The following is a 17,419-nucleotide window of genomic DNA, read 5'->3' on the forward strand; positions in this document are numbered from 1 at the left end:
TGCCAAAAAGCGCGAGATGCGGGAAGAAATCTTCCTGCGTCTCGCGCTTTATCTTGTGTTTGGAGGATTTGGATTATTCGTGATCTTGGAATGCACGGCCTTTGACCCATACACGCTGCAGTTCCAAATCACGGTCAACCAACAGCAAATCCGCCTGTTTGCCGGTTTCGATCGAGCCGGTGTAATGATCGATGCGAATCAGCTTCGCCGGATTGACGCTGGCGGCTTCCGATGCGCGTTCGATCGACAATCCCACCTCTTGGACGAGATAGCGGAAACCGCGAATCATCGTTAACGTGCTTCCGGCTAACGTGCCTTCGCTGTCGCGCAGCGTGCAGACATTATTCTTCACGACAACCGGCAAATCACCAAGCATGTAGTCCCCGTCACCTAAGCCTGCAGCCGACATCGCATCGGTGATCAGGAGCAGGTTGCTGCCGGTCTTCACGCTGCTAAGCAGCCGGATGGCTGCTGGATGAACGTGAATGCCATCGGCAATAATTTCTGCGCTGATGCCCGGCGTACTCAGGATGGCCCCGGCGGTACCCGGTTTGCGGTGATGCAACGGCGTCATGGCGTTAAACATATGCACGGTGTGATTCAAGCCCACCTCGTAAGCGGCTATGATTTCTTCGTACGTGGCATCGGTATGTCCGGCAGCCGCGACGATTCCCTGCTTCCGCAAATAGCGAATCAACTCATGTGCTCCATCCCGTTCAGGCGCAAACGTAACCTGTTTAATTAGCCCCGGATACTGCTGTTCCCAGCCTTCGATCCATTCGCGATTCGGCGGGACGATGTGTTCGGGATTTTGGGCGCCCGGCCATTTCGGGCTGATAAATGGCCCCTCTAAATGTACGCCAACCAACTGGGCATAAGGCATCTCGCCAGCCATATATTGATGGACTTCTTCCAGCACGTTGTCGATCATCGCCTTCGGAAGGGTCATCGTTGTCGCCAACATCGATGTCGTTCCCTGACTGCAGTGAAGCTTCGTAATCGCGTCCAGACCTTGCTTGCTTGGTTTAGAGAAATCCTCCAGCATGCCGCCATGGACGTGCACGTCGATAAAGCCGGGCAGCACATAGCTGCCTTTGGCATCCATCGTCTCAACACCTGCGGCATGAGCTTCAGGCAATCCTGCGGTGGTGCCGACGTAAGTGATGACGCCGTCTTTCACCGCCACTGCGCCGTCGCGGAACGTCCCGCGCGGGGTGACAACTTCGGCATGAATCAGGTTGAAGGTACGTCCGGCGCTGCTCATCACAGGAATCTCCCCGCAGCTTGGTCAACGACGACAACTACATTCGGATGGGTTTGCAGCAGTGAAGCTGGACATTGGGTCGTGATCGGCCCCTTCAACGCTTTGGCGATAATCTCGGCTTTGTCTTCGCCTTTGGCCATAAGCAGGATTTGTTTAGCCTGCAGGATCGAGCCGATCCCCATGGTGAGCGCGTGAGTTGGCACCTCGTCAATGGAGTTGAAGAAGCGTGCATTCGCCAGCCGTGTGCGCTCTTGCAGCTTCACGACATGCGGTGGCCCCGTCAATTCATCTGCTGGCTCGTTAAACCCGATATGGCCGTTATGTCCAAGGCCCAGCAGCTGCAAATCGATTTGGCCAGCTTGATCCAGTAGTTTGGCATAGTCCTTGGCAGCTTGCTCAGGATCCGGAGCATTTCCCTCAGGGACATGCGTATTTTCAGGCAAAATATCAATATGATTAAACAGCTTCTCGTCCATGAAACGGCGATAGCTCTCTGGATGGTCTGCCGGCAAACCGATGTACTCATCCAGATTATAGCTGCTGGCTTGCTTAAAGCTGACGCTGCCTTGCTTATACAATTCGATCAGCTTCTCATACACTCCGACCGGCGTGCTGCCGGTAGCCAGCCCCAAAATCGCCCGAGGTTTAGATTGCAGGAGGCTTGCGATGATACCAGCCCCGGTTTCATTAAATTGCTGCTCACTGTTGGTTTTAATAATATTCAGCATTCGTGTTGCCCTCCTTGGGTTTTACGATAAATTTGAACATTCTGATACGAGCTCTCCAGCTTCGGAATGAAGTCCTCGAATTCCAAGCTGACCATGCCCGTAAATAAAATATCGATGACGTGCAGCTGCGCAATCCGCGAAGCCATATCGCCTCGGCGCATGCCTTCCTCTAACGAGGAGGAGAATAAAGCAATATCTGCAAGTGAAGCCAGAGAGTTGCTGCTGTACTGCGTGAGCGACATCGTGATAGCACCGCTGTCCTTGGCGCAGCGCAGGGCATCGATCGTTTCTGGCGTTTCACCTGAGTAGGAGATCGCCAACGCTACGTCGCCTTCGTTGAGCGAAGAGGCGGAAGTGATCTGCATATGGGAATCCGCAAAGGCGGTGCAGTTCTTACCGATACGCACCAGCTTCTGGTAAAAGTCCTGGGCGACAATTGAGGAAGTCGCCACACCGTACAGATCAATGCGCTTGGCGCAGCATAGTGCCTCAACGGCCCGAGACAGCTGGTTCATGTCCAGCAGCCGGGTGGTGTCGGTAATCGAGGCGAGATGGTTGGTTTCCATCGCTTCGACGATTTTTTGCAGGTCGTTGCCGGCGATGATGTCCTGGTAGTGGTTCTCGGCAGGCTTGTGAGCCAGCTCGGAAGCCAGCTTCATTTTGAAATCAGGGAAGCCTTTAAAGTGAAACGTCTTGCAGAACCTTGTCACCGTGGAGGGACTAATCCCGCACGCATTGGCTAGCTCTGTGATTCCCTGATGAATCACGGTGGCCGGCGACTCCAAAATGTATTCGCCCAGCTTGCGTTCCTGCGGCGACAGCGTCTCTAAGTGACTGGATACCGCATGCAATATGGGTGTCATAGATAAGTCCCTCCCTCAGGAAGTTCAGCCGTTGATAAGCTTGTTCGCTTTCTGCGAAAATAATTTTTATTAATTTTCTGCAGATTATGAAAATTATTTTGATATCTCGGTTTCATCATAAGCGATTTTCCCGCCCTTTTCAAGTAGGGTTGCCCGTCAAATGGCGACAGATTCCTTGAATTTTCGGTGTTCGCATAATACACTTTAAAAGCAGGGTTATTATCGGAGAGAGGAATGGTATTGTTGTCCTTTGATCTCGACAATTACATAGATCGGATCGAGTCGGTATGGACCCGTTCGTTTCGGAAAGTGAAGAGCGAATTAATGCACCATCAGGAACTTGGTCTGACGGGCCCGCAATTTCATACGCTGATGTTGATTGCGAAGAAGTCCAACTGCAATGTCAGCTATTTGGCTGACAAGCTGGAAGTGAAGCCCAGCGCGATTACAGTGATGGTCGATCGGCTGGTCCAAAGCGGATTCGTGGAGCGACGGCATGACGAACAGGACCGGCGGGCGGTGCTGCTGTCGGTAACCGAGCGGGGGGCCGAGGTGTTGGCGGAAGCTCGAAAGAAATCAAGGGAAGTATTGAAAACGCATTTATCCGTTCTCAGCCAACAGGAGCTGGAGATGATGATCACAATTTTGGAGAAGCTATCCAACAATTCCAAGGCGGATGAGGAACGGTGAACATTTTAACGGAAAGGAACCATGGAGATGAGCCGTGGTTCTTTTTTTATCTCCTGTTCTGATAGCGTACACGTAAGTTGCCGGGTTATGATAGACATAAGAATGTAAGCGTTATTTCATCAAACCGAAACGGAGGAGTTTCATGGAAAAATATATCTTGGCCTTGGATCAAGGCACAACGAGCTCGCGGGCGATTCTTTTTAACCGGCAAGGGGAGATTGTTCATTCGGCACAGCGAGAATTTCCACAGTACTTCCCCGAACCCGGTTGGGTTGAGCAGAATCCTAACGAGATTTGGGGCTCGATCCTGTCAGTGATCGCTTCCTGCTTATCCGAATCCGGGATCAAGCCGCGGCAAATTGCCGGAATCGGAATTACGAACCAGCGGGAAACGACGGTCGTCTGGGAAAAAGACAGCGGCACTCCGATATACCCGGCGATTGTCTGGCAGTCCCGGCAAACGGCGGCCATTTGCGAGGAGCTGCGGAATGCTGGGCATGACGCTTTGTTCCGAGCCAAAACGGGGTTGCTGCTCGATCCTTATTTTTCTGGAACCAAGGTCAAGTGGATCCTCGACCATGTCGAAGGCTCACGGGAGCGGGCGGCGAAGGGCGAGTTGCTGTTCGGCACCATCGATACGTGGCTCATCTGGAAGCTGTCCGGCGGACGCTTGCATGTCACCGACTATTCGAACGCTTCGCGGACGCTGATGTACAACATCCACGAGCTGACCTGGGACGATGAACTGCTTGCTCTGCTGGATATCCCAAAGGCGATGTTGCCTGAGGTGAAATCCTCCTCCGAAGTGTATGGCACCACGGTTCCGTATCACTTCTTCGGGGAGGAGGTGCCGATCGCAGGGGCGGCCGGAGACCAGCAGGCAGCTCTGTTCGGGCAAGCTTGCTTCCAACCAGGAATGGTCAAAACAACGTACGGAACCGGCTGCTTCATGCTGATGAACACCGGCAGCACCCCTGTCGTATCAGAGCACGGGCTGATTACCTCCTTGGCCTGGGGCCTAAACGGAAAGGTGGAGTACGCTCTTGAGGGCAGTATCTTCGTGTCCGGCTCGGCGATTCAGTGGCTGCGCGACGGGTTGCGCATGTTCCGGAACGCCAAAGACAGCGAGATGTATGCATCGCGCGTAAACTCCACGGAAGGTGTCTACGTTGTTCCGGCCTTCGTCGGTCTCGGCAGCCCGTATTGGGACAGCGAGGTTCGCGGCGCGGTATTTGGCTTGACGCGGGGAACGACGAAGGAGCATTTTATCCGGGCGACGCTTGAGGCGTTGGCTTACCAGACCAAAGACGTTCTTGGTGCGATGGAGCAGGATGCCGGATATGCTGTTCGGTCCATGCAAGTGGATGGCGGCGCGGTGGCAAACAACTTTCTGATGCAGTTCCAAAGCGACCTTCTTGGAGTTCCTGTAGAACGTCCGGCGATTGGCGAAACGACGGCGTTGGGCGCGGCCTTTTTGGCGGGTCTCGCGGTTGATTACTGGAGCGATATGGATGAAGTCGCGCAGTGCAAACGCCTGGAACGCCGGTTTATCCCAACGATGCCGCAGACTAGACGGGAAGCGCTCTACCAAGGCTGGCTGAAAGCGGTTCAGGCCGCGATGGCCTTCAAATAACGGGCCGCCCATTTCTATACGGCACCGCACCATTAACCCTGTTTCTTCATAAGATGTGTTGACTGTATCCCTGAACCTTGTTAAACCACAAAACCCGAGCAAGGAGGGGTGACGCATTTTGAAGAGCAGCGATCGTAACAGCAAATTTCTGTTAACTAATCGTGAACGAGAGGTCTTCGAGCTTCTCGTGCAGGATAAAACGACGCGCGACATTGCCGGGCAACTGTTTATTAGTGAGAAAACCGTCCGTAATCACATTTCTAACGTCATGCAAAAGTTGAATGTCAAAGGTCGCGCGCAGGCGGTTGTCGAGCTGATCAAGCTTGGGGAGCTGAAAATCTGACGGTGAACTACGTGTTCGTAGAAAGCCGCAAGCCTTCTTTTTCACCCCGCAAGGGGGAAAGGGAAGGTTTTTTTGTGCGCATTTTTCACCAATAAAAAAACCTCCAAGCATCCTATTCACATCAGATGCCGGAGGTTATTGGCTAAACGAACGTTGCTTACAGCGACTTCAAATAATGAACGATCGTGAGCAACCCTTTGTCGAAGTTCTCCAGGTTAAAATGTTCGTTCGGCGCATGCAGGTTTTCATCCGGCAGCCCGAAGCCCATCATCACAGCTGGAGCCGACAGGACGCGGGACAAGGTCTCGACGATCGGGATCGAACCGCCGTCCTTCGTAAACAGCGCCCGAGTGCCGTAAATGGCTTCGTAGGCATCGGCCGCTTTTTGCAGCATCGGATCTTCCGGGTTGCAGGTGAAGGCACGCGCTTTCTCGGTCGCTTTGACCTTCAAGGTTGCTCCCGGTTGCAGATGTTTGTGCAGATGCCGTTCGATGCGATCGATCGTGGCTTGCGGATCCTGGTCGCCAACAAGACGGCAGGTGATTTTGGCATGGGCTTCCTTCGGCAGTACCGTTTTGGTTCCTTCCCCTTGGAATCCGCCGTACACCCCGTTGAGTTCCAGCGTTGGCCGAGCGCCGGTCCGTTCGACGAAGGTGTACCCTGCTTCGCCAAACAGCTCCTTCAAGCCAAGGTCCTGCTTGAGCTTCTCTTCGTCAAATTGTTGCTTGGCGAACTCTTCACGTTCGAGTGCAGACAACTCGTGAACGCCTTCGTAGAAGCCTTCGACCGTGACTCGGCCTTGCTCGTCATGCAGGGAAGCGAGCAGCGATACCATCGCATGCAACGCGTTAGGGACGCCGCCGCCATAGGTACCGGAGTGCAAATCCGTGTTGGCGGTATACACCGAGACTTCCATCGCACACAAGCCGCGCAGGCCGATGCAGATCGCCGGTTTGCCCGGTGCCATCAGCGCGGTGTCAGAGATCAGGATCACGTCAGCGGCCAGCTTGTCCTGGTTCGCTTCCAAGAAGGCGGGCAGGTTCGGGCTGGTCACTTCCTCTTCCCCTTCGATGCAGAACTTAATGTTAACGGGAAGTTCTTTCTCCTGCTTCAAAATCGCCTCTACGGCCTTGATATGCATAAATACTTGGCCTTTATCATCTGTCGCTCCGCGGGCATACAGCTTGCCGTTCCGAATGGATGGCTCAAACGGCGGCGTCTCCCACAGATTCAGCGGGTCTACCGGTTGAACGTCATAATGCCCGTATACGAGAACGGTTGGCTTCCCAGGCGCATGCAGATGCTCGGCATAAACGATCGGATGCCCTGCGGTAGGATGAATCTCTACCGATTCCATCCCGGCGCGGCGCAACGCTTCGGCGATCCATTCGGCAGCTTTTTGCACATCGCCTTTGTGTTCGGACAAAGCTGAGATGCTGGGAATCCGAAGCAAATCGCCGAGTTCCTTCAAGTGTTGTTCACGGTTCGTATTAAAGTAAGCTTGATAATCCATCGTCAAATGTTCCTCCCGAACTAGAACTAGGTTTACCCGTATATTCTACACCTTTTTTGCCAAGAAAACGAATGATTGGGTAATGTCAGTCACCGCGCGGGCTTTTCGTTTCCTTAAATGCAACTTAAAAGAGATGTGCTTTTTTTCAGGAATATTTAAGGTAAATTCGATGGATATCTGGTAAAGTCAAGAAAGCACGACTGAATTGAATCTTGAACGCTTCAGAAGAAGGGAGTCGCAAAGACGTATGGACGAAAAAGAAAGAAATGAGCAGGGAGCAAATGATGGGTATGATACGCCGGTCATGGTTCCCATGAACGGGGAGACCGAGACTGCACCGGGACAAGCCCCACAAGCCCCGAAATCCAGCAATAAAGTATGGCAGATCGTTTCGTTGGTCCTGGCCGTTTTGCTGGTTGTGGTGTTGATCAAACCGCCGTTTGCAACGAATAAGGCTGAGGCCGTTGCGACGGTGAACGGTGTGGAAATTACGAAGGACCGGCTTTATGAAGAACTGGCTGCCAATGGCGGAGAGCAGGCGCTGACGAACCTCATCAATCAAGAGCTTGTGAACCAAGAGGCGGATAAGAAAAATATCACGATCACGGATGCCGATGTCGACACCGAAATCGAGACCTACAAAACCCAGTTCGGTTCGGAAGAAGCGCTGAATCAAGCTTTGGAACAATACGGGATGACCATGGACGATTTGCGCAAGCAGGTCGTGATGGAGCTGAAGCTGACGAAGCTGCTGGAACCGCAGATCAATGTCACCGATGATCAGGTGAAGGAAACGTTCGAAACCTATAAGGATTCCTTTAATACACCGGAACAGGTGCGGGCTTCCGTGATTTTGGTCGCAACCGAAGAGGAAGCGAAGGACATCGTGAAGCAGTTGAAGGAAGGCGCCGATTTTGCAGAGCTGGCGAAGAGCAAATCGTTGGATACGGCGACGAAGGATCAAGGCGGGGACACCGATTTCTTCGCCCGCGGCGAGAGAGAAGAAGCGGTGGAAGAGGCCGCTTTCAAGCTGGCCAAAGGCGAAATTAGCGACCCCGTTAAGACAAGCGAAGGATATCAGGTCATCAAAGTCACCGATAAGAAGGAAGCCCATACAGCAACGCTGGATGAGAAGAAGGACGAGATCCGCAAGACCCTGATCTCCCAACAGGTATCCAGCATGTCGGGAGCTTGGCTGGAGGATGTTCGCAGCAAAGCCCAAATCACCAATACGTTAACGGATGCAGCCGCAGCCGAGTAATTCGGTTGCAGAACGCAGCCCTTCAAACCGTCGGAGCAGAGCTTCGGCGGTTTTTGGCATGTCGGTTTCCGAATCCTGCACAGCAAGATCGCTTTGTGTTTCTGGAAATCTGACAGTACAATGAGGATACACGGATGCATTAAAGTACATCTCTAAATGGGACGGAATGCATGGAGGCAGGGGCACATGGCGGAATGGTATGAGCTAAGTTTCGGGGAAGATTATTTGCTGGTGTATAAGCACCGCGACGCGCAAGGTGCGAAACACGAGGTTCAGCGGATGATTCGCTGGCTTCATCTTCCTCTCGGCGCAAAGGTGTTGGATTTATGCTGCGGCATGGGCCGCCATTCACTGGCGCTGGCCGAAGCAGGGTACCAGGTGACCGGCGTGGATTTGTCAGAGGTATTGCTGCGCGAGGCGAGACGCCTCGACCCCGAAGGTCGGATCATCTGGCACCGAGCGGATATGCGCAAGTTGCCGTTTCAAAGCGGGGAGTTTGCGGCGGTGGTGAACTTATTCACTTCATTTGGATATTTTAAAGAGGACGAGGAGCAGATCAAAGTGCTGCGCGAAGCGTCTCGCGTTCTGAAGTCAGGCGGCCGCTTCCTTCTCGATTTTCTGAATCCTGCGTATGTTGCCGCTCATCTTGTTCCGTATTCGGAACGGGAGGACGAGGGGCAGCAGATTGTGGAACGACGTCGGATTGAAGATGGGTATGTCATCAAGGATATTGAAATTACCGCACCTGGCGGAGAGCCAAGGCATTACATGGAACGAATTAAACTGTACGAGTTGGATGATTTTCGGCAGATGCTGAAGGAGGCCGGTTTAACCTTGCAGAACGTTCATGGGGATTATGACGAAGAGCTTTACGATCCAAACACGTCTCGGCGCATGATTTTGGTGGGGGTGCGGGCATGACATTACTACCGGAAATCCAGCTCTGGGACCGGGAGCTCGTGGCCCGGGTTCCGATCTCGATGGCCCCTCCCCTTCGCCGGGTGAACAGCTATGTGCTAAAGGGCGATGAGGGGATTACCATCATCGATCCGGGACCGCGAACGGAGGAGACGATTGAGGAGTGGCGTGCAGCCTGGCAGGACCTCAGGATTTCGCCGCGCGACGTGACGCAAATTGTCTTAACCCACCATCACCCCGATCATTATGGCCTGGCGGGATATATGCAGGAAATCACCGGAGCGACCGTCTTCATGTCACCGCGGGCGTATGAAGAAACGCGGTTGATGTGGGGGCCGGAGAGCCGGATGCACGAAACGCTGCCTGATTTGTATCGGCGGCACGGAATGCCCGAATCATGGTACAGCCAGCTGCCGGGACACCTGAACGGCTTCTTTACCCAGGTGACTCCGGCTCCTGAAGTGACCTTCCTCCGGGAGGGGGAGTTGATCCAGATGGGGGGACGAGCCTGGTTGCCGATTGAAACGGCTGGACATGCTCCGGGGCACCTGTCGTTTTATCATGCCGAGCAGCAGCTGATGTTCTGCGGGGATGCGGTGCTGCCGCAAATCTCGCCCAACGTCAGCTTTCTGCCCGGCAGTGATCCGCAGCCGCTGCAATCATTCCTGGATTCGCTGGAGAAGCTGAGCGCTTACGAGGTGGCAACCGCCTATCCGGGGCACCGCCATCCGTTTGATTATTTTACAGAGCGTGTGCGGCTGTTGCTTGAGCATCACGGTGAGCGCCTCCTGCGCATCGAACGGTTGCTGCAGGAGCGGACCCAAACCGCCTTTGACGTTTGTACCGCCTTATTTGGCACAGAGCTGAGCATTCACCAAATGCGCTTTGCGATGTCGGAGACGCTGGCGCATCTCGTGGAGTTGGCCCGGCAAGGGCGGGTGGAAGAGCAAAAGACTGGAGCCGCTGAAACCGAGATCATCCGGTACGCTCCGGTGAGATAATCTAATAAAACCCAAAGAAGGACGGCTTGGATTTGCCGTCCTTCTTTGGGTTTCATGATGCGGCCTACCGCTCGGAGTCGAGGGATTCCTCACCGCGTTCTTTTTCCCGTTCGGCTTGTTTGCGATGGGCGATCCGGCTGCTGGCCGAGGCAGCAATGGCGCCGACAATGTCATCCAAGAACGTATTGCAAGGCCCCAATGTCTTATCGTTCAGCCGCTCCAAAATGCCCGGTTTCAGCTTATCGACATAACCGTAGTTGGTGAAGCCGATGCTTCCATACACGTTGACGATCGAGAAGGCCAGGATTTCGTCCACCCCGTACAACCCCTCGTCATTGGCAATCATCTCCTGCAGTTCAGGGATCAGCATCCCCTGCTCCGCCAAAATATCGAGCTGAATGCCGGTCAGTACCGCATTTTGCACTTCGCGTTTGGTCAGCACCTGCTCTACGTTATGTATGCACTCTTCCATCGTCAGGTTCGGGTAGTATTTTTGCTGCAAAAACATTACGAGTTCCGCGATTTGCTCCGTCGTTACGCCGCGCTTGTGCAGCCACTCCTTGGTGGCATCAGCGACCTTTTTGCTGTTCAGGCTGTAAGGCGCTTTGGCCTTTGGTTGTTCCATCCCCATACACTCTACTCCTCGTCATTAATAGTTGGATTGGCAAGATATGAAGAAGTTTGTCCAGATCCCGGAAAAATATAGTTATGTTTCGGGACAAGGCTCGTATATATAGTAATACAAACCTTAGCCAAATGAAAAACTTAGGGAGGCACGAGCAAAAATGAAATGGAACCGCCGATTACGAAATACGGCTGCCGCCGGGGCAATTACGCTTCCGCTGCTGCTGTCGGGCTGCGGTATGTTTGGGGGAAGCTCCGCTCAAATCGATCCTCCGCCTACCGATATTGAAACGCAAATGTTGGAAGGTCTGGATGCCGCGGAGCAGACAAGCTTTGCCCAGGAGGAAGCACTCTCTACAGTTTACTTGGTGAACGAGCATGGCTTGCTGGCCCCGGTCGCCTTGCACTTGCCTGATGGCGAGGCTTCGCTGAAGCTGAACCGGATGCTGGAGATGCTGGTGAAGGACGGCAAGTATGCGAGCCTCCTCCCGGTTGGTTTTAGCGGCATTCTTCCGGCGGGCAGTGAAGTGAAGGCTGTAACTGTTAAAAAAGATGAGAAGCTGGCTGTCGTCGAGTTTAACCAAGCATTTACGGGCTATGAAGCCGCCGATGAGCGCAAAATTCTTGAAGCGTTGACCTGGACATTGACCGGAACGCCGGATGTGGAGGAGGTTCAGCTATGGGTGGACGGGCAGAAGTTAAACGAAATGCCGGTGAACGGTACGCCGCTGGATCGGCCGCTTAGCCGTAATTTTGGGATTAATCTCGAAATTAAAGCAGAATCCGGCTTATCCCAACTAAGCCCGGTCATTGTCTACTTCTCCGCAGCAACGCCAGAGGGGGTTCAATACTTCGTCCCGGTGACGCGATTTGTCCCTGCCGACGGCGATCGCGTGAAATCCGCGCTCGGCGAGCTGCTCAAAGGGCCGCAACAAGGAGACGGCCTGGAGCGGGTCGTGACCGATAACACGAAGCTGGAAAGCGTCGAGGTCTCGAAGGACGGCATTGTGACCGTTGCGCTGAAGGACGATATGTTTGAAGCTGGGGAGAAGCTGCCAGCACAAATGCTGCAATCCCTGGTGCTGACGGTGACGGAGAACCGGGACGACAGCAAGGTGCGCATTTGGCTCAACGGTCAGAAGGAAGTTGTCGGCCTGGATAACCAGACCTACAGCGAACCGGTGATACGGCCGGAAACGATTAACGAAATCCCGCTGTAACTATGTTGTCCGCGGCACGCCCTACGATGCAAACCGGACCCTGCGAGGTGCAGGGTTCTTTTTTTTGGCCGAATGGAAAGGTGCTTTTATGCCCACACTTTGGTAGAATAGGGAAAGCATATTGACAGCAAGAACACGTAGGAGGCAGTAAAAGATGAGAAGCAACGGACGCCAGGCGGACGAGCGCCGGCCGATGAATTTAACCGTCAATGTTAATAAATACGCAGAGGGGTCTGTCTACATCGAGGTGGGCGATACAAAGGTGATGTGTACCGCTACGGTCGAAGAGAAGGTCCCGATGTTTATGAAAGGGCAGGGCAAAGGCTGGGTAACGGCGGAGTATTCGATGCTCCCTCGCGCAACTCAAACGCGGAACCAGCGGGAATCAGCCCGAGGGAAGCTGAGCGGCCGCACGATGGAAATCCAGCGGCTCATCGCCCGTGCACTGCGTTCGGTCGTCGATCTGCAGGCGCTTGGTGAACGATCTATCACGATCGATTGCGACGTCTTGCAGGCCGATGGCGGAACGCGGACGACGTCAATTACCGGGGCGTTCGTGGCGCTGGCGTTAGCGATGCACAAGATTGCTCAGAAGCACGCGCTGCCGAAGTTTCCGATCACCGACTTTCTCGCATCCGTCAGCGTAGGGATCGTTGGGGAGAACACGCTGCTGGATCTCAACTATGAGGAGGATTCCAAAGCGAAGGTCGACATGAACGTGGTGATGACTGGCAACGGCCAATTCGTTGAGGTGCAAGGCACCGGGGAAGAGAACCCCTTCTCCCGAGCGGAATTGGATCAAATGCTGGCGCTCGCCGAGAAGGGAATTCGGGAGATGATCGAGCAGCAGCGTGAGGCGTTGGGGCCGATTGCGCTGCTGATCGGAAGCGGGCAGTCCGGAACGGTGGTGTAAGCATGATCGAAGGAACGGAGATTATCGTGGCGACCCGGAATGCCGGGAAGGTGCGGGAATTTGCTCATGCCTTGGAGCCGCTGGGCAAAGAGGTTCGGAGCTTGGCTGACTATCCGGATGCGCCGGAAGTTGTGGAAGACGGGGCAACCTTCGCCGAAAATGCCCGCAAGAAGGCCAAAACGGTTGGCGACGCCCTGGGCCGTCCTGTCCTGGCCGACGATTCGGGCCTCTGCGTCGACCAGTTGGACGGTGCGCCGGGCGTGTATTCGGCCCGGTATGCCGGGGAAGGCGCCAGCGACGAGGATAACAACGAGAAGCTGCTCGCCGAGCTGGAGAAGCGGCGGCTGGGCGAGGATACGGAGCAGCCGCTGCTGAGCACGGCGCGTTTTGTCTGCCATCTGGCCTTGTACGACCCGGCCAAAGGGCAGTTTATCGAAGCCTCCGGCGAAGTGGAGGGCTGGATCACCTCCGAGCCGGCGGGCGGCGGCGGGTTCGGATATGACCCGCTGTTTTACCTGCCGGCGTACGAGAAGACCATGGCCGAGCTGACGCTGGAGGAGAAGCAGGCCATCAGCCACCGCGGTGCGGCGCTGCGGGCGTTGGCGGACAAGCTGAGCGGGACGGCTGCGGGGAAGTAGGCTGACGCACAGCCGCAGGCTTCGTGTGAAATTAACGGTAAAACCTGCTGTTAATTTCGCTTAAACTGGGGGGGACGGCCCAAATGCCCGAAATTAACGTTAGAAAATACCGTTAATGTATGTCAAAGAACTTAAGCCGGTCAAATTAACGGCAGGTTTTCCAGTTATTTTTCGCTTAGCTCTCATAAGCGACATCACAAAAAGCAAGTCAGGAACCTTGGGGAGGTTCCCGGCTTGCTTTTTCGCATTTCAATTACCGGATTTTCACGTTATATGTTTTCAGCCAGAAGTTCACCTGCGACAGATACGCAAACAGCTGCGGCCCGCTCATCAGCTGGCCGAACCAAGGCAGGTTAGAGGACGATTCCTTGGACGCGGCGATGGCACGAATTTTGTCCGCATTAATGAGCGGCAAGATCGGCGAGGTCGGGTCGTCGAGAATCTTCAGCATTTGATCGCGGACAGCCGTCAGGTAGTTCGGATTATGCGTTTTGGGATACGGGCTTTTTTTGCGGTAGAGAACGTCTTCAGGCAGAATGCCTTCCAGCGCTTTGCGCAAAATCCCTTTCTCCCGGTTCCCGGTCGTTTTGATCTCCCATGGGATATTCCAGACGTACTGCACCAGACGGTGATCGCAATAAGGCACGCGAACCTCCAATCCTGCCGCCATACTCATGCGATCTTTGCGGTCCAGCAGCGTTGGCATGAACCGGGTGATGTTCAGGTACGACATGACGCGCATCCGAGCCCGCTCCCCTTTTTCCCCTTCCAGCTTCGGTGTCTCTGCGACCGCTTCGCTGTAACGATCGGCGATATACTGTTCCGGTTTGATCCACTCGCGGATTTCCGGTGACAACAGATCTGCGCGCAGCCCGGTTGCCACCGACCACGGAAACGTTCCTGAATTGAGGAGCTCCTCGCGGTGGAACCATGGATAACCGCCAAAGACTTCGTCTGCGGCTTCGCCGGAGATGGCGACGGTGGCTCCTTTTTTGATCTCCCGGCAAAAAAGCAACAATGAGGCGTCCACATCTGCCATGCCTGGCAAATCGCGGGCAATCGTCGAGTCGGGCAGCGCCGCAACCAGTTCAGGCGTATCGAACTTGATGGCGTGATGGGCGGTCTGCAGTTCCTCGACCATCCGCTGGATCCACGGACCGTCCGCACCAGGCTGATAGCTGTGGGCTTGGAAATGCTTGTCGTTGTCGACATAATCAATCGAATACGTGTTAACTTGACCTTGGCCGGTCCGCTTGTAATAATCGACGGCCAGTGCGGTTAATGCGCTGGAGTCCAGACCGCCGGACAGCAAGGTGCATACCGGCACGTCGGAAATGAGCTGACGATCCATCGTGTCCTGCAGCAGCTGGCGAATCGTTGCGGCCGTTTCCTCCACATTGTCCGTATGCGGCTCGGCTTCCAGCTTCCAGTAAGCGTATTTGCGCAGCCCATTGCGGTTGAAGATCATGACGTGGCCTGGACGCAGTTCTTTTAGATCCTTGTACACGCCATGGCCCGGCGTCCGCGCTGGACCGATGACAAAAATTTCGGCAAGACCTTCGGGCCCGACGACGGGCTCGACCTTCGGATGGCGTAAGATCGCTTTAGGCTCGGAACCAAAGATCAACGTACCGTCAATTTCACTGTAGAACAACGGTTTGACGCCAAGGCGATCCCGGGCAAAAAAGACATGCTCCCGAACGCTGTCCCAAATGGCGAACGCAAAAATCCCATTCAGCCGGTAGACGCAATCCGGTCCCCATTCGATATACGATTGCAGCAACACCTCCGTATCACAGTTGGTACGGAACGTTCGGCCTCTCCGCTGCAGTTCAGCTTTCAGCTCCAGTGCGTTATAAATTTCCCCATTATATACAATCGTGAATACCGCATCTTCCTCATGAATAATCATCGGCTGTGCCCCGTTCTCGGGGTCCATGACGCTGAGGCGACGATGTCCGAAGGCACACGGGCCGGAAATCCAAGTTCCCTGGGCATCCGGTCCCCGTTTTTCCAGACAGGACGTCATGGATAACACCAAGTCCGATTCTTTCGTCAGGTCCCGGTTCCATTCGATAAAGCCGGTTATTCCGCACATTTTTGCTATCTCCTCTCCGCATTGCTTTACAGTCCCCGCTTGCCGACCGGGTGAAAAGTATTAACAAATTATGCCGAACGAGGGCATAAAATGTCTGTCCATTATGGAAAACTATGGCGTGGAGGCAGTATATCGCGAGCTGGAGCAAGGCATAAGAAGGAGGGCTAATTATGGAAAAAAGGACTTATTACGTTTCGGTACAAGGGCGATCGCTACTTGAAGATCCCGGTGCTGCCGCGTACGAATGGGAGATTCAAGCCACCCGGGAGGAGGCGGATCACCTGAGTCATATGCTCGAGCATTTGGGGGAGAAGGAGGAGAACGGATTTATGGCGTTTACCTATCCTTGGCCGGATACGCCGGAAGATGATGTCAATCGCAGCTACGAAAGCTATCTGAACGCGTTATATCGTGAAATTTACCGTTTAGGTACGGCAGAGACGCGGGCGCAGATGGAACGCTCCGGTTTTGCCGCGCAGCTGTAGCTGGTTTGGATGTTCACCAGAAAGGAGCGACGTCTGTGACCTATTACATCAAGGATGCGGAATATCGGCGGATGGATGAGCACCAAGGGCGGCCTTGTGCTGTGATCCAGGTGTATCCTGGTGCGGTGGGGGACCCTGAGCTTTTTGTCTATGTGGCACGTGCTGCGGACGGGAAAGGGTATGAAATTATCCGAATGATTCGCAGCGATGCCGACTTGGAGATCGACTGGTATGATAACGATCTGCATCAGGCGTTCTCCGAGGTGGCGGAGGAGCAGTTTGGCGATCAGGGCTGGCCGGAGCCGGAAGTTCAGCGGAAGGAGTTCCTGGAGAACCTGCTCGCGAAGGAGCAGATCGTTGCTCAATTGGAGCAGTTGCCCCGCTGACAAATGAGATGCCAAATTTATGCTAAAAACGCTTTGAAAAACAAAAAGGATGCGCTATAATAATTAACGCATCCTTTTTTTATAACGATGTGTCCCAGTAGCTCAGCTGGATAGAGCAACGGCCTTCTAAGCCGTCGGTCGGGGGTTCGAATCCCTCCTGGGACGTGACGAAACACTCTCCAAAACGGAGAGTGTTTTTACGTTTCCGGGAGGGTGAGAACCCCAGGTGGGGTTCGTCGGAGCGGGACCGCCCGCACAAGCAGGGCGGACAAGCGGAGACTCGAGCGGCGCGAGAGTACCCTGACGGGGACGTGCTAAAAAAGCACCCATATGGGTGCTTTTTGTTATGTACCGGGTCGGGCGAGAAGCCCTATCACACTAAATGGATTTTCTACGGTTATTTTGGCCGTTTTTGAGCAAAACCGAAGAATTAGCGGTAATTCCTACTGTTATTTCAGTTCAAATCAGCCACTGAGCAAGAAATCTGCAAAATTAACGGTAGATTTTCCCGTTAGTGCTTTGCCCATGAGAAAAAGCCAAAAATTAACGGTAAGATTTCCAGTTAATTCATTTCAATCTGGACTAGGGGAGGCACATATTAGCCACGGGACCCATACGGGACCCACCATATCTCCCCAATAAAATCAAAAAAACCCTTTGTTAATCAAAGGGCAAGAAATTGAAAAAAAGGTTATGGAGCGGGTGAAGGGAATCGAACCCTCGCCTCAAGCTTGGGAAGCTGGCGTTCTACCATTGAACTACACCCGCAAGAGCTAAGCAAGAAATATTATAACGCCAACACAAACAAGAATCAAGCCCCGCCATAAAATACTGGTGGGGC

Annotated in this window: 17 protein-coding genes and 2 tRNA genes; 12 read left to right on the top strand and 7 right to left on the bottom strand. The window is 54.0% G+C overall.

All coding sequences use genetic code 11. From position 1 onward, the window contains the following. Window positions 1-73: 73 nt before the first annotated feature. From nagA to M891_RS0114440, 3 genes are read right to left on the bottom strand one after another with little or no spacing between them, the layout of a single operon-like run. The gene (nagA, locus tag M891_RS0114430) at window positions 74-1,264 is read right to left on the bottom strand and encodes an N-acetylglucosamine-6-phosphate deacetylase (protein WP_028539350.1); all 1,191 of its coding nucleotides are present in this window, start codon (window positions 1,262-1,264) and stop codon (window positions 74-76) included. Continuing rightward, window positions 1,264-1,992 (bottom strand): glucosamine-6-phosphate deaminase, encoded by a 729-nt coding sequence (gene nagB, locus M891_RS0114435; RefSeq protein ID WP_016311069.1) that lies wholly within the window; start codon window positions 1,990-1,992, stop codon window positions 1,264-1,266. The genes nagA and nagB overlap by 1 nt, the downstream gene beginning before the upstream one ends. Then, window positions 1,986-2,855, bottom strand: coding sequence for a MurR/RpiR family transcriptional regulator (locus tag M891_RS0114440; protein WP_028539352.1), 870 nt, complete (start codon window positions 2,853-2,855; stop codon window positions 1,986-1,988). Before M891_RS0114440 ends, nagB begins: the two co-directional genes overlap by 7 nt. Before the next feature lie 234 nt (window positions 2,856-3,089). On the opposite strand from M891_RS0114440, the gene M891_RS0114445 reads away from it, so the two are divergent. From M891_RS0114445 to M891_RS0114455, 3 genes are all read left to right on the top strand, one after another. Continuing rightward, window positions 3,090-3,545, top strand: a complete 456-nt coding sequence (locus M891_RS0114445) for a MarR family winged helix-turn-helix transcriptional regulator (RefSeq protein ID WP_016311071.1) — start codon at window positions 3,090-3,092, stop codon at window positions 3,543-3,545. 142 nt (window positions 3,546-3,687) lie between these two features. Further along, a complete protein-coding gene (gene glpK, locus M891_RS0114450) occupies window positions 3,688-5,178 on the top strand; it encodes a glycerol kinase GlpK (protein WP_016311072.1) in 1,491 nt (496 codons plus the stop codon). Between the two features lie 118 nt (window positions 5,179-5,296). Beyond that, entirely contained in the window at window positions 5,297-5,521 is a 225-nt protein-coding gene (locus M891_RS0114455; RefSeq protein ID WP_016311073.1) for a helix-turn-helix domain-containing protein, read from the top strand. A gap of 157 nt (window positions 5,522-5,678) precedes the next feature. On the opposite strand, the gene M891_RS0114460 is transcribed toward M891_RS0114455, so the two are convergent. After that, entirely contained in the window at window positions 5,679-7,034 is a 1,356-nt protein-coding gene (locus tag M891_RS0114460; RefSeq protein ID WP_028539353.1) for a dipeptidase, read from the bottom strand. A gap of 247 nt (window positions 7,035-7,281) precedes the next feature. Here M891_RS0114460 and M891_RS23980 point away from each other — a divergent pair, with 247 nt between their 5' ends. From M891_RS23980 to M891_RS0114475, 3 genes are all read left to right on the top strand, one after another. Then, on the top strand, window positions 7,282-8,295 hold the full coding sequence (locus M891_RS23980; protein WP_232228349.1) for a peptidylprolyl isomerase: 1,014 nt from the start codon (window positions 7,282-7,284) through the stop codon (window positions 8,293-8,295). Between the two features lie 186 nt (window positions 8,296-8,481). Continuing rightward, window positions 8,482-9,216, top strand: a complete 735-nt coding sequence (locus M891_RS0114470; protein WP_028539354.1) for a class I SAM-dependent methyltransferase — start codon at window positions 8,482-8,484, stop codon at window positions 9,214-9,216. Next, window positions 9,213-10,214: an MBL fold metallo-hydrolase gene (locus M891_RS0114475; protein WP_028539355.1), complete on the top strand. Its 1,002-nt coding sequence runs from the start codon at window positions 9,213-9,215 to the stop codon at window positions 10,212-10,214. The genes M891_RS0114470 and M891_RS0114475 overlap by 4 nt, the downstream gene beginning before the upstream one ends. 64 nt (window positions 10,215-10,278) lie before the next feature. On the opposite strand, the gene M891_RS0114480 is transcribed toward M891_RS0114475, so the two are convergent. Further along, window positions 10,279-10,845: a phosphatidylglycerophosphatase A family protein gene (locus M891_RS0114480; protein WP_174844455.1), complete on the bottom strand. Its 567-nt coding sequence runs from the start codon at window positions 10,843-10,845 to the stop codon at window positions 10,279-10,281. 154 nt (window positions 10,846-10,999) lie between these two features. Between M891_RS0114480 and M891_RS0114485 the strand changes: the two genes are divergently transcribed. From M891_RS0114485 to M891_RS0114495, 3 genes are all read left to right on the top strand, one after another. Beyond that, entirely contained in the window at window positions 11,000-12,058 is a 1,059-nt protein-coding gene (locus tag M891_RS0114485) for a GerMN domain-containing protein (protein ID WP_028539357.1), read from the top strand. 154 nt (window positions 12,059-12,212) lie between these two features. Then, entirely contained in the window at window positions 12,213-12,971 is a 759-nt protein-coding gene (rph, locus tag M891_RS0114490) for a ribonuclease PH (RefSeq protein WP_016311080.1), read from the top strand. Window positions 12,972-12,973: 2 nt separating this feature from the next. After that, a complete protein-coding gene (locus tag M891_RS0114495; RefSeq protein ID WP_028539358.1) occupies window positions 12,974-13,609 on the top strand; it encodes an XTP/dITP diphosphatase in 636 nt (211 codons plus the stop codon). Between the two features lie 253 nt (window positions 13,610-13,862). On the opposite strand, the gene asnB is transcribed toward M891_RS0114495, so the two are convergent. Then, window positions 13,863-15,707: an asparagine synthase (glutamine-hydrolyzing) gene (gene asnB / locus M891_RS0114500; protein WP_028539359.1), complete on the bottom strand. Its 1,845-nt coding sequence runs from the start codon at window positions 15,705-15,707 to the stop codon at window positions 13,863-13,865. 170 nt (window positions 15,708-15,877) lie between these two features. Here asnB and M891_RS0114505 point away from each other — a divergent pair, with 170 nt between their 5' ends. The 3 genes from M891_RS0114505 (at window position 15,878) to M891_RS0114515 (ending at window position 16,743) form a co-directional block, all read left to right on the top strand. Next, the gene (locus M891_RS0114505) at window positions 15,878-16,192 is read left to right on the top strand and encodes a hypothetical protein (protein ID WP_016311083.1); all 315 of its coding nucleotides are present in this window, start codon (window positions 15,878-15,880) and stop codon (window positions 16,190-16,192) included. A 35-nt stretch (window positions 16,193-16,227) separates the two neighbouring features. Further along, window positions 16,228-16,578: a hypothetical protein gene (locus tag M891_RS0114510; RefSeq protein ID WP_016311084.1), complete on the top strand. Its 351-nt coding sequence runs from the start codon at window positions 16,228-16,230 to the stop codon at window positions 16,576-16,578. 91 nt (window positions 16,579-16,669) lie between these two features. Further along, window positions 16,670-16,743 (top strand) — tRNA-Arg (locus M891_RS0114515). 529 nt (window positions 16,744-17,272) lie between these two features. Here M891_RS0114515 and M891_RS0114520 read toward each other — a convergent pair. Continuing rightward, a tRNA-Gly gene (locus tag M891_RS0114520) sits at window positions 17,273-17,346 on the bottom strand. Between the last annotated feature and the right edge of the window lie 73 nt (window positions 17,347-17,419).

Origin of the sequence: Paenibacillus sp. J14 (assembly GCF_000518465.1) — a bacterium.
GTDB lineage: Bacteria > Bacillota > Bacilli > Paenibacillales > Paenibacillaceae > Fontibacillus > Fontibacillus barengoltzii.

What these genes read in the sequence shown, in the direction of transcription:
- nagA (WP_028539350.1), bottom strand. Translation starts at nt 1,264, where the DNA reads ATGAGCAGCGCCGGACGTACCTTCAACCTGATTCATGCCGAAGTTGTC.
- nagB (WP_016311069.1), bottom strand. Translation starts at nt 1,992, where the DNA reads ATGCTGAATATTATTAAAACCAACAGTGAGCAGCAATTTAATGAAACC.
- M891_RS0114440 (WP_028539352.1), bottom strand. Translation starts at nt 2,855, where the DNA reads ATGACACCCATATTGCATGCGGTATCCAGTCACTTAGAGACGCTGTCG.
- M891_RS0114445 (WP_016311071.1), top strand. Translation starts at nt 3,090, where the DNA reads ATGGTATTGTTGTCCTTTGATCTCGACAATTACATAGATCGGATCGAG.
- glpK (WP_016311072.1), top strand. Translation starts at nt 3,688, where the DNA reads ATGGAAAAATATATCTTGGCCTTGGATCAAGGCACAACGAGCTCGCGG.
- M891_RS0114460 (WP_028539353.1), bottom strand. Translation starts at nt 7,034, where the DNA reads ATGGATTATCAAGCTTACTTTAATACGAACCGTGAACAACACTTGAAG.
- M891_RS23980 (WP_232228349.1), top strand. Translation starts at nt 7,282, where the DNA reads ATGGACGAAAAAGAAAGAAATGAGCAGGGAGCAAATGATGGGTATGAT.
- M891_RS0114470 (WP_028539354.1), top strand. Translation starts at nt 8,482, where the DNA reads ATGGCGGAATGGTATGAGCTAAGTTTCGGGGAAGATTATTTGCTGGTG.
- M891_RS0114475 (WP_028539355.1), top strand. Translation starts at nt 9,213, where the DNA reads ATGACATTACTACCGGAAATCCAGCTCTGGGACCGGGAGCTCGTGGCC.
- M891_RS0114480 (WP_174844455.1), bottom strand. Translation starts at nt 10,845, where the DNA reads ATGGGGATGGAACAACCAAAGGCCAAAGCGCCTTACAGCCTGAACAGC.
- M891_RS0114485 (WP_028539357.1), top strand. Translation starts at nt 11,000, where the DNA reads ATGAAATGGAACCGCCGATTACGAAATACGGCTGCCGCCGGGGCAATT.
- rph (WP_016311080.1), top strand. Translation starts at nt 12,213, where the DNA reads ATGAGAAGCAACGGACGCCAGGCGGACGAGCGCCGGCCGATGAATTTA.
- M891_RS0114495 (WP_028539358.1), top strand. Translation starts at nt 12,974, where the DNA reads ATGATCGAAGGAACGGAGATTATCGTGGCGACCCGGAATGCCGGGAAG.
- asnB (WP_028539359.1), bottom strand. Translation starts at nt 15,707, where the DNA reads ATGTGCGGAATAACCGGCTTTATCGAATGGAACCGGGACCTGACGAAA.
- M891_RS0114505 (WP_016311083.1), top strand. Translation starts at nt 15,878, where the DNA reads ATGGAAAAAAGGACTTATTACGTTTCGGTACAAGGGCGATCGCTACTT.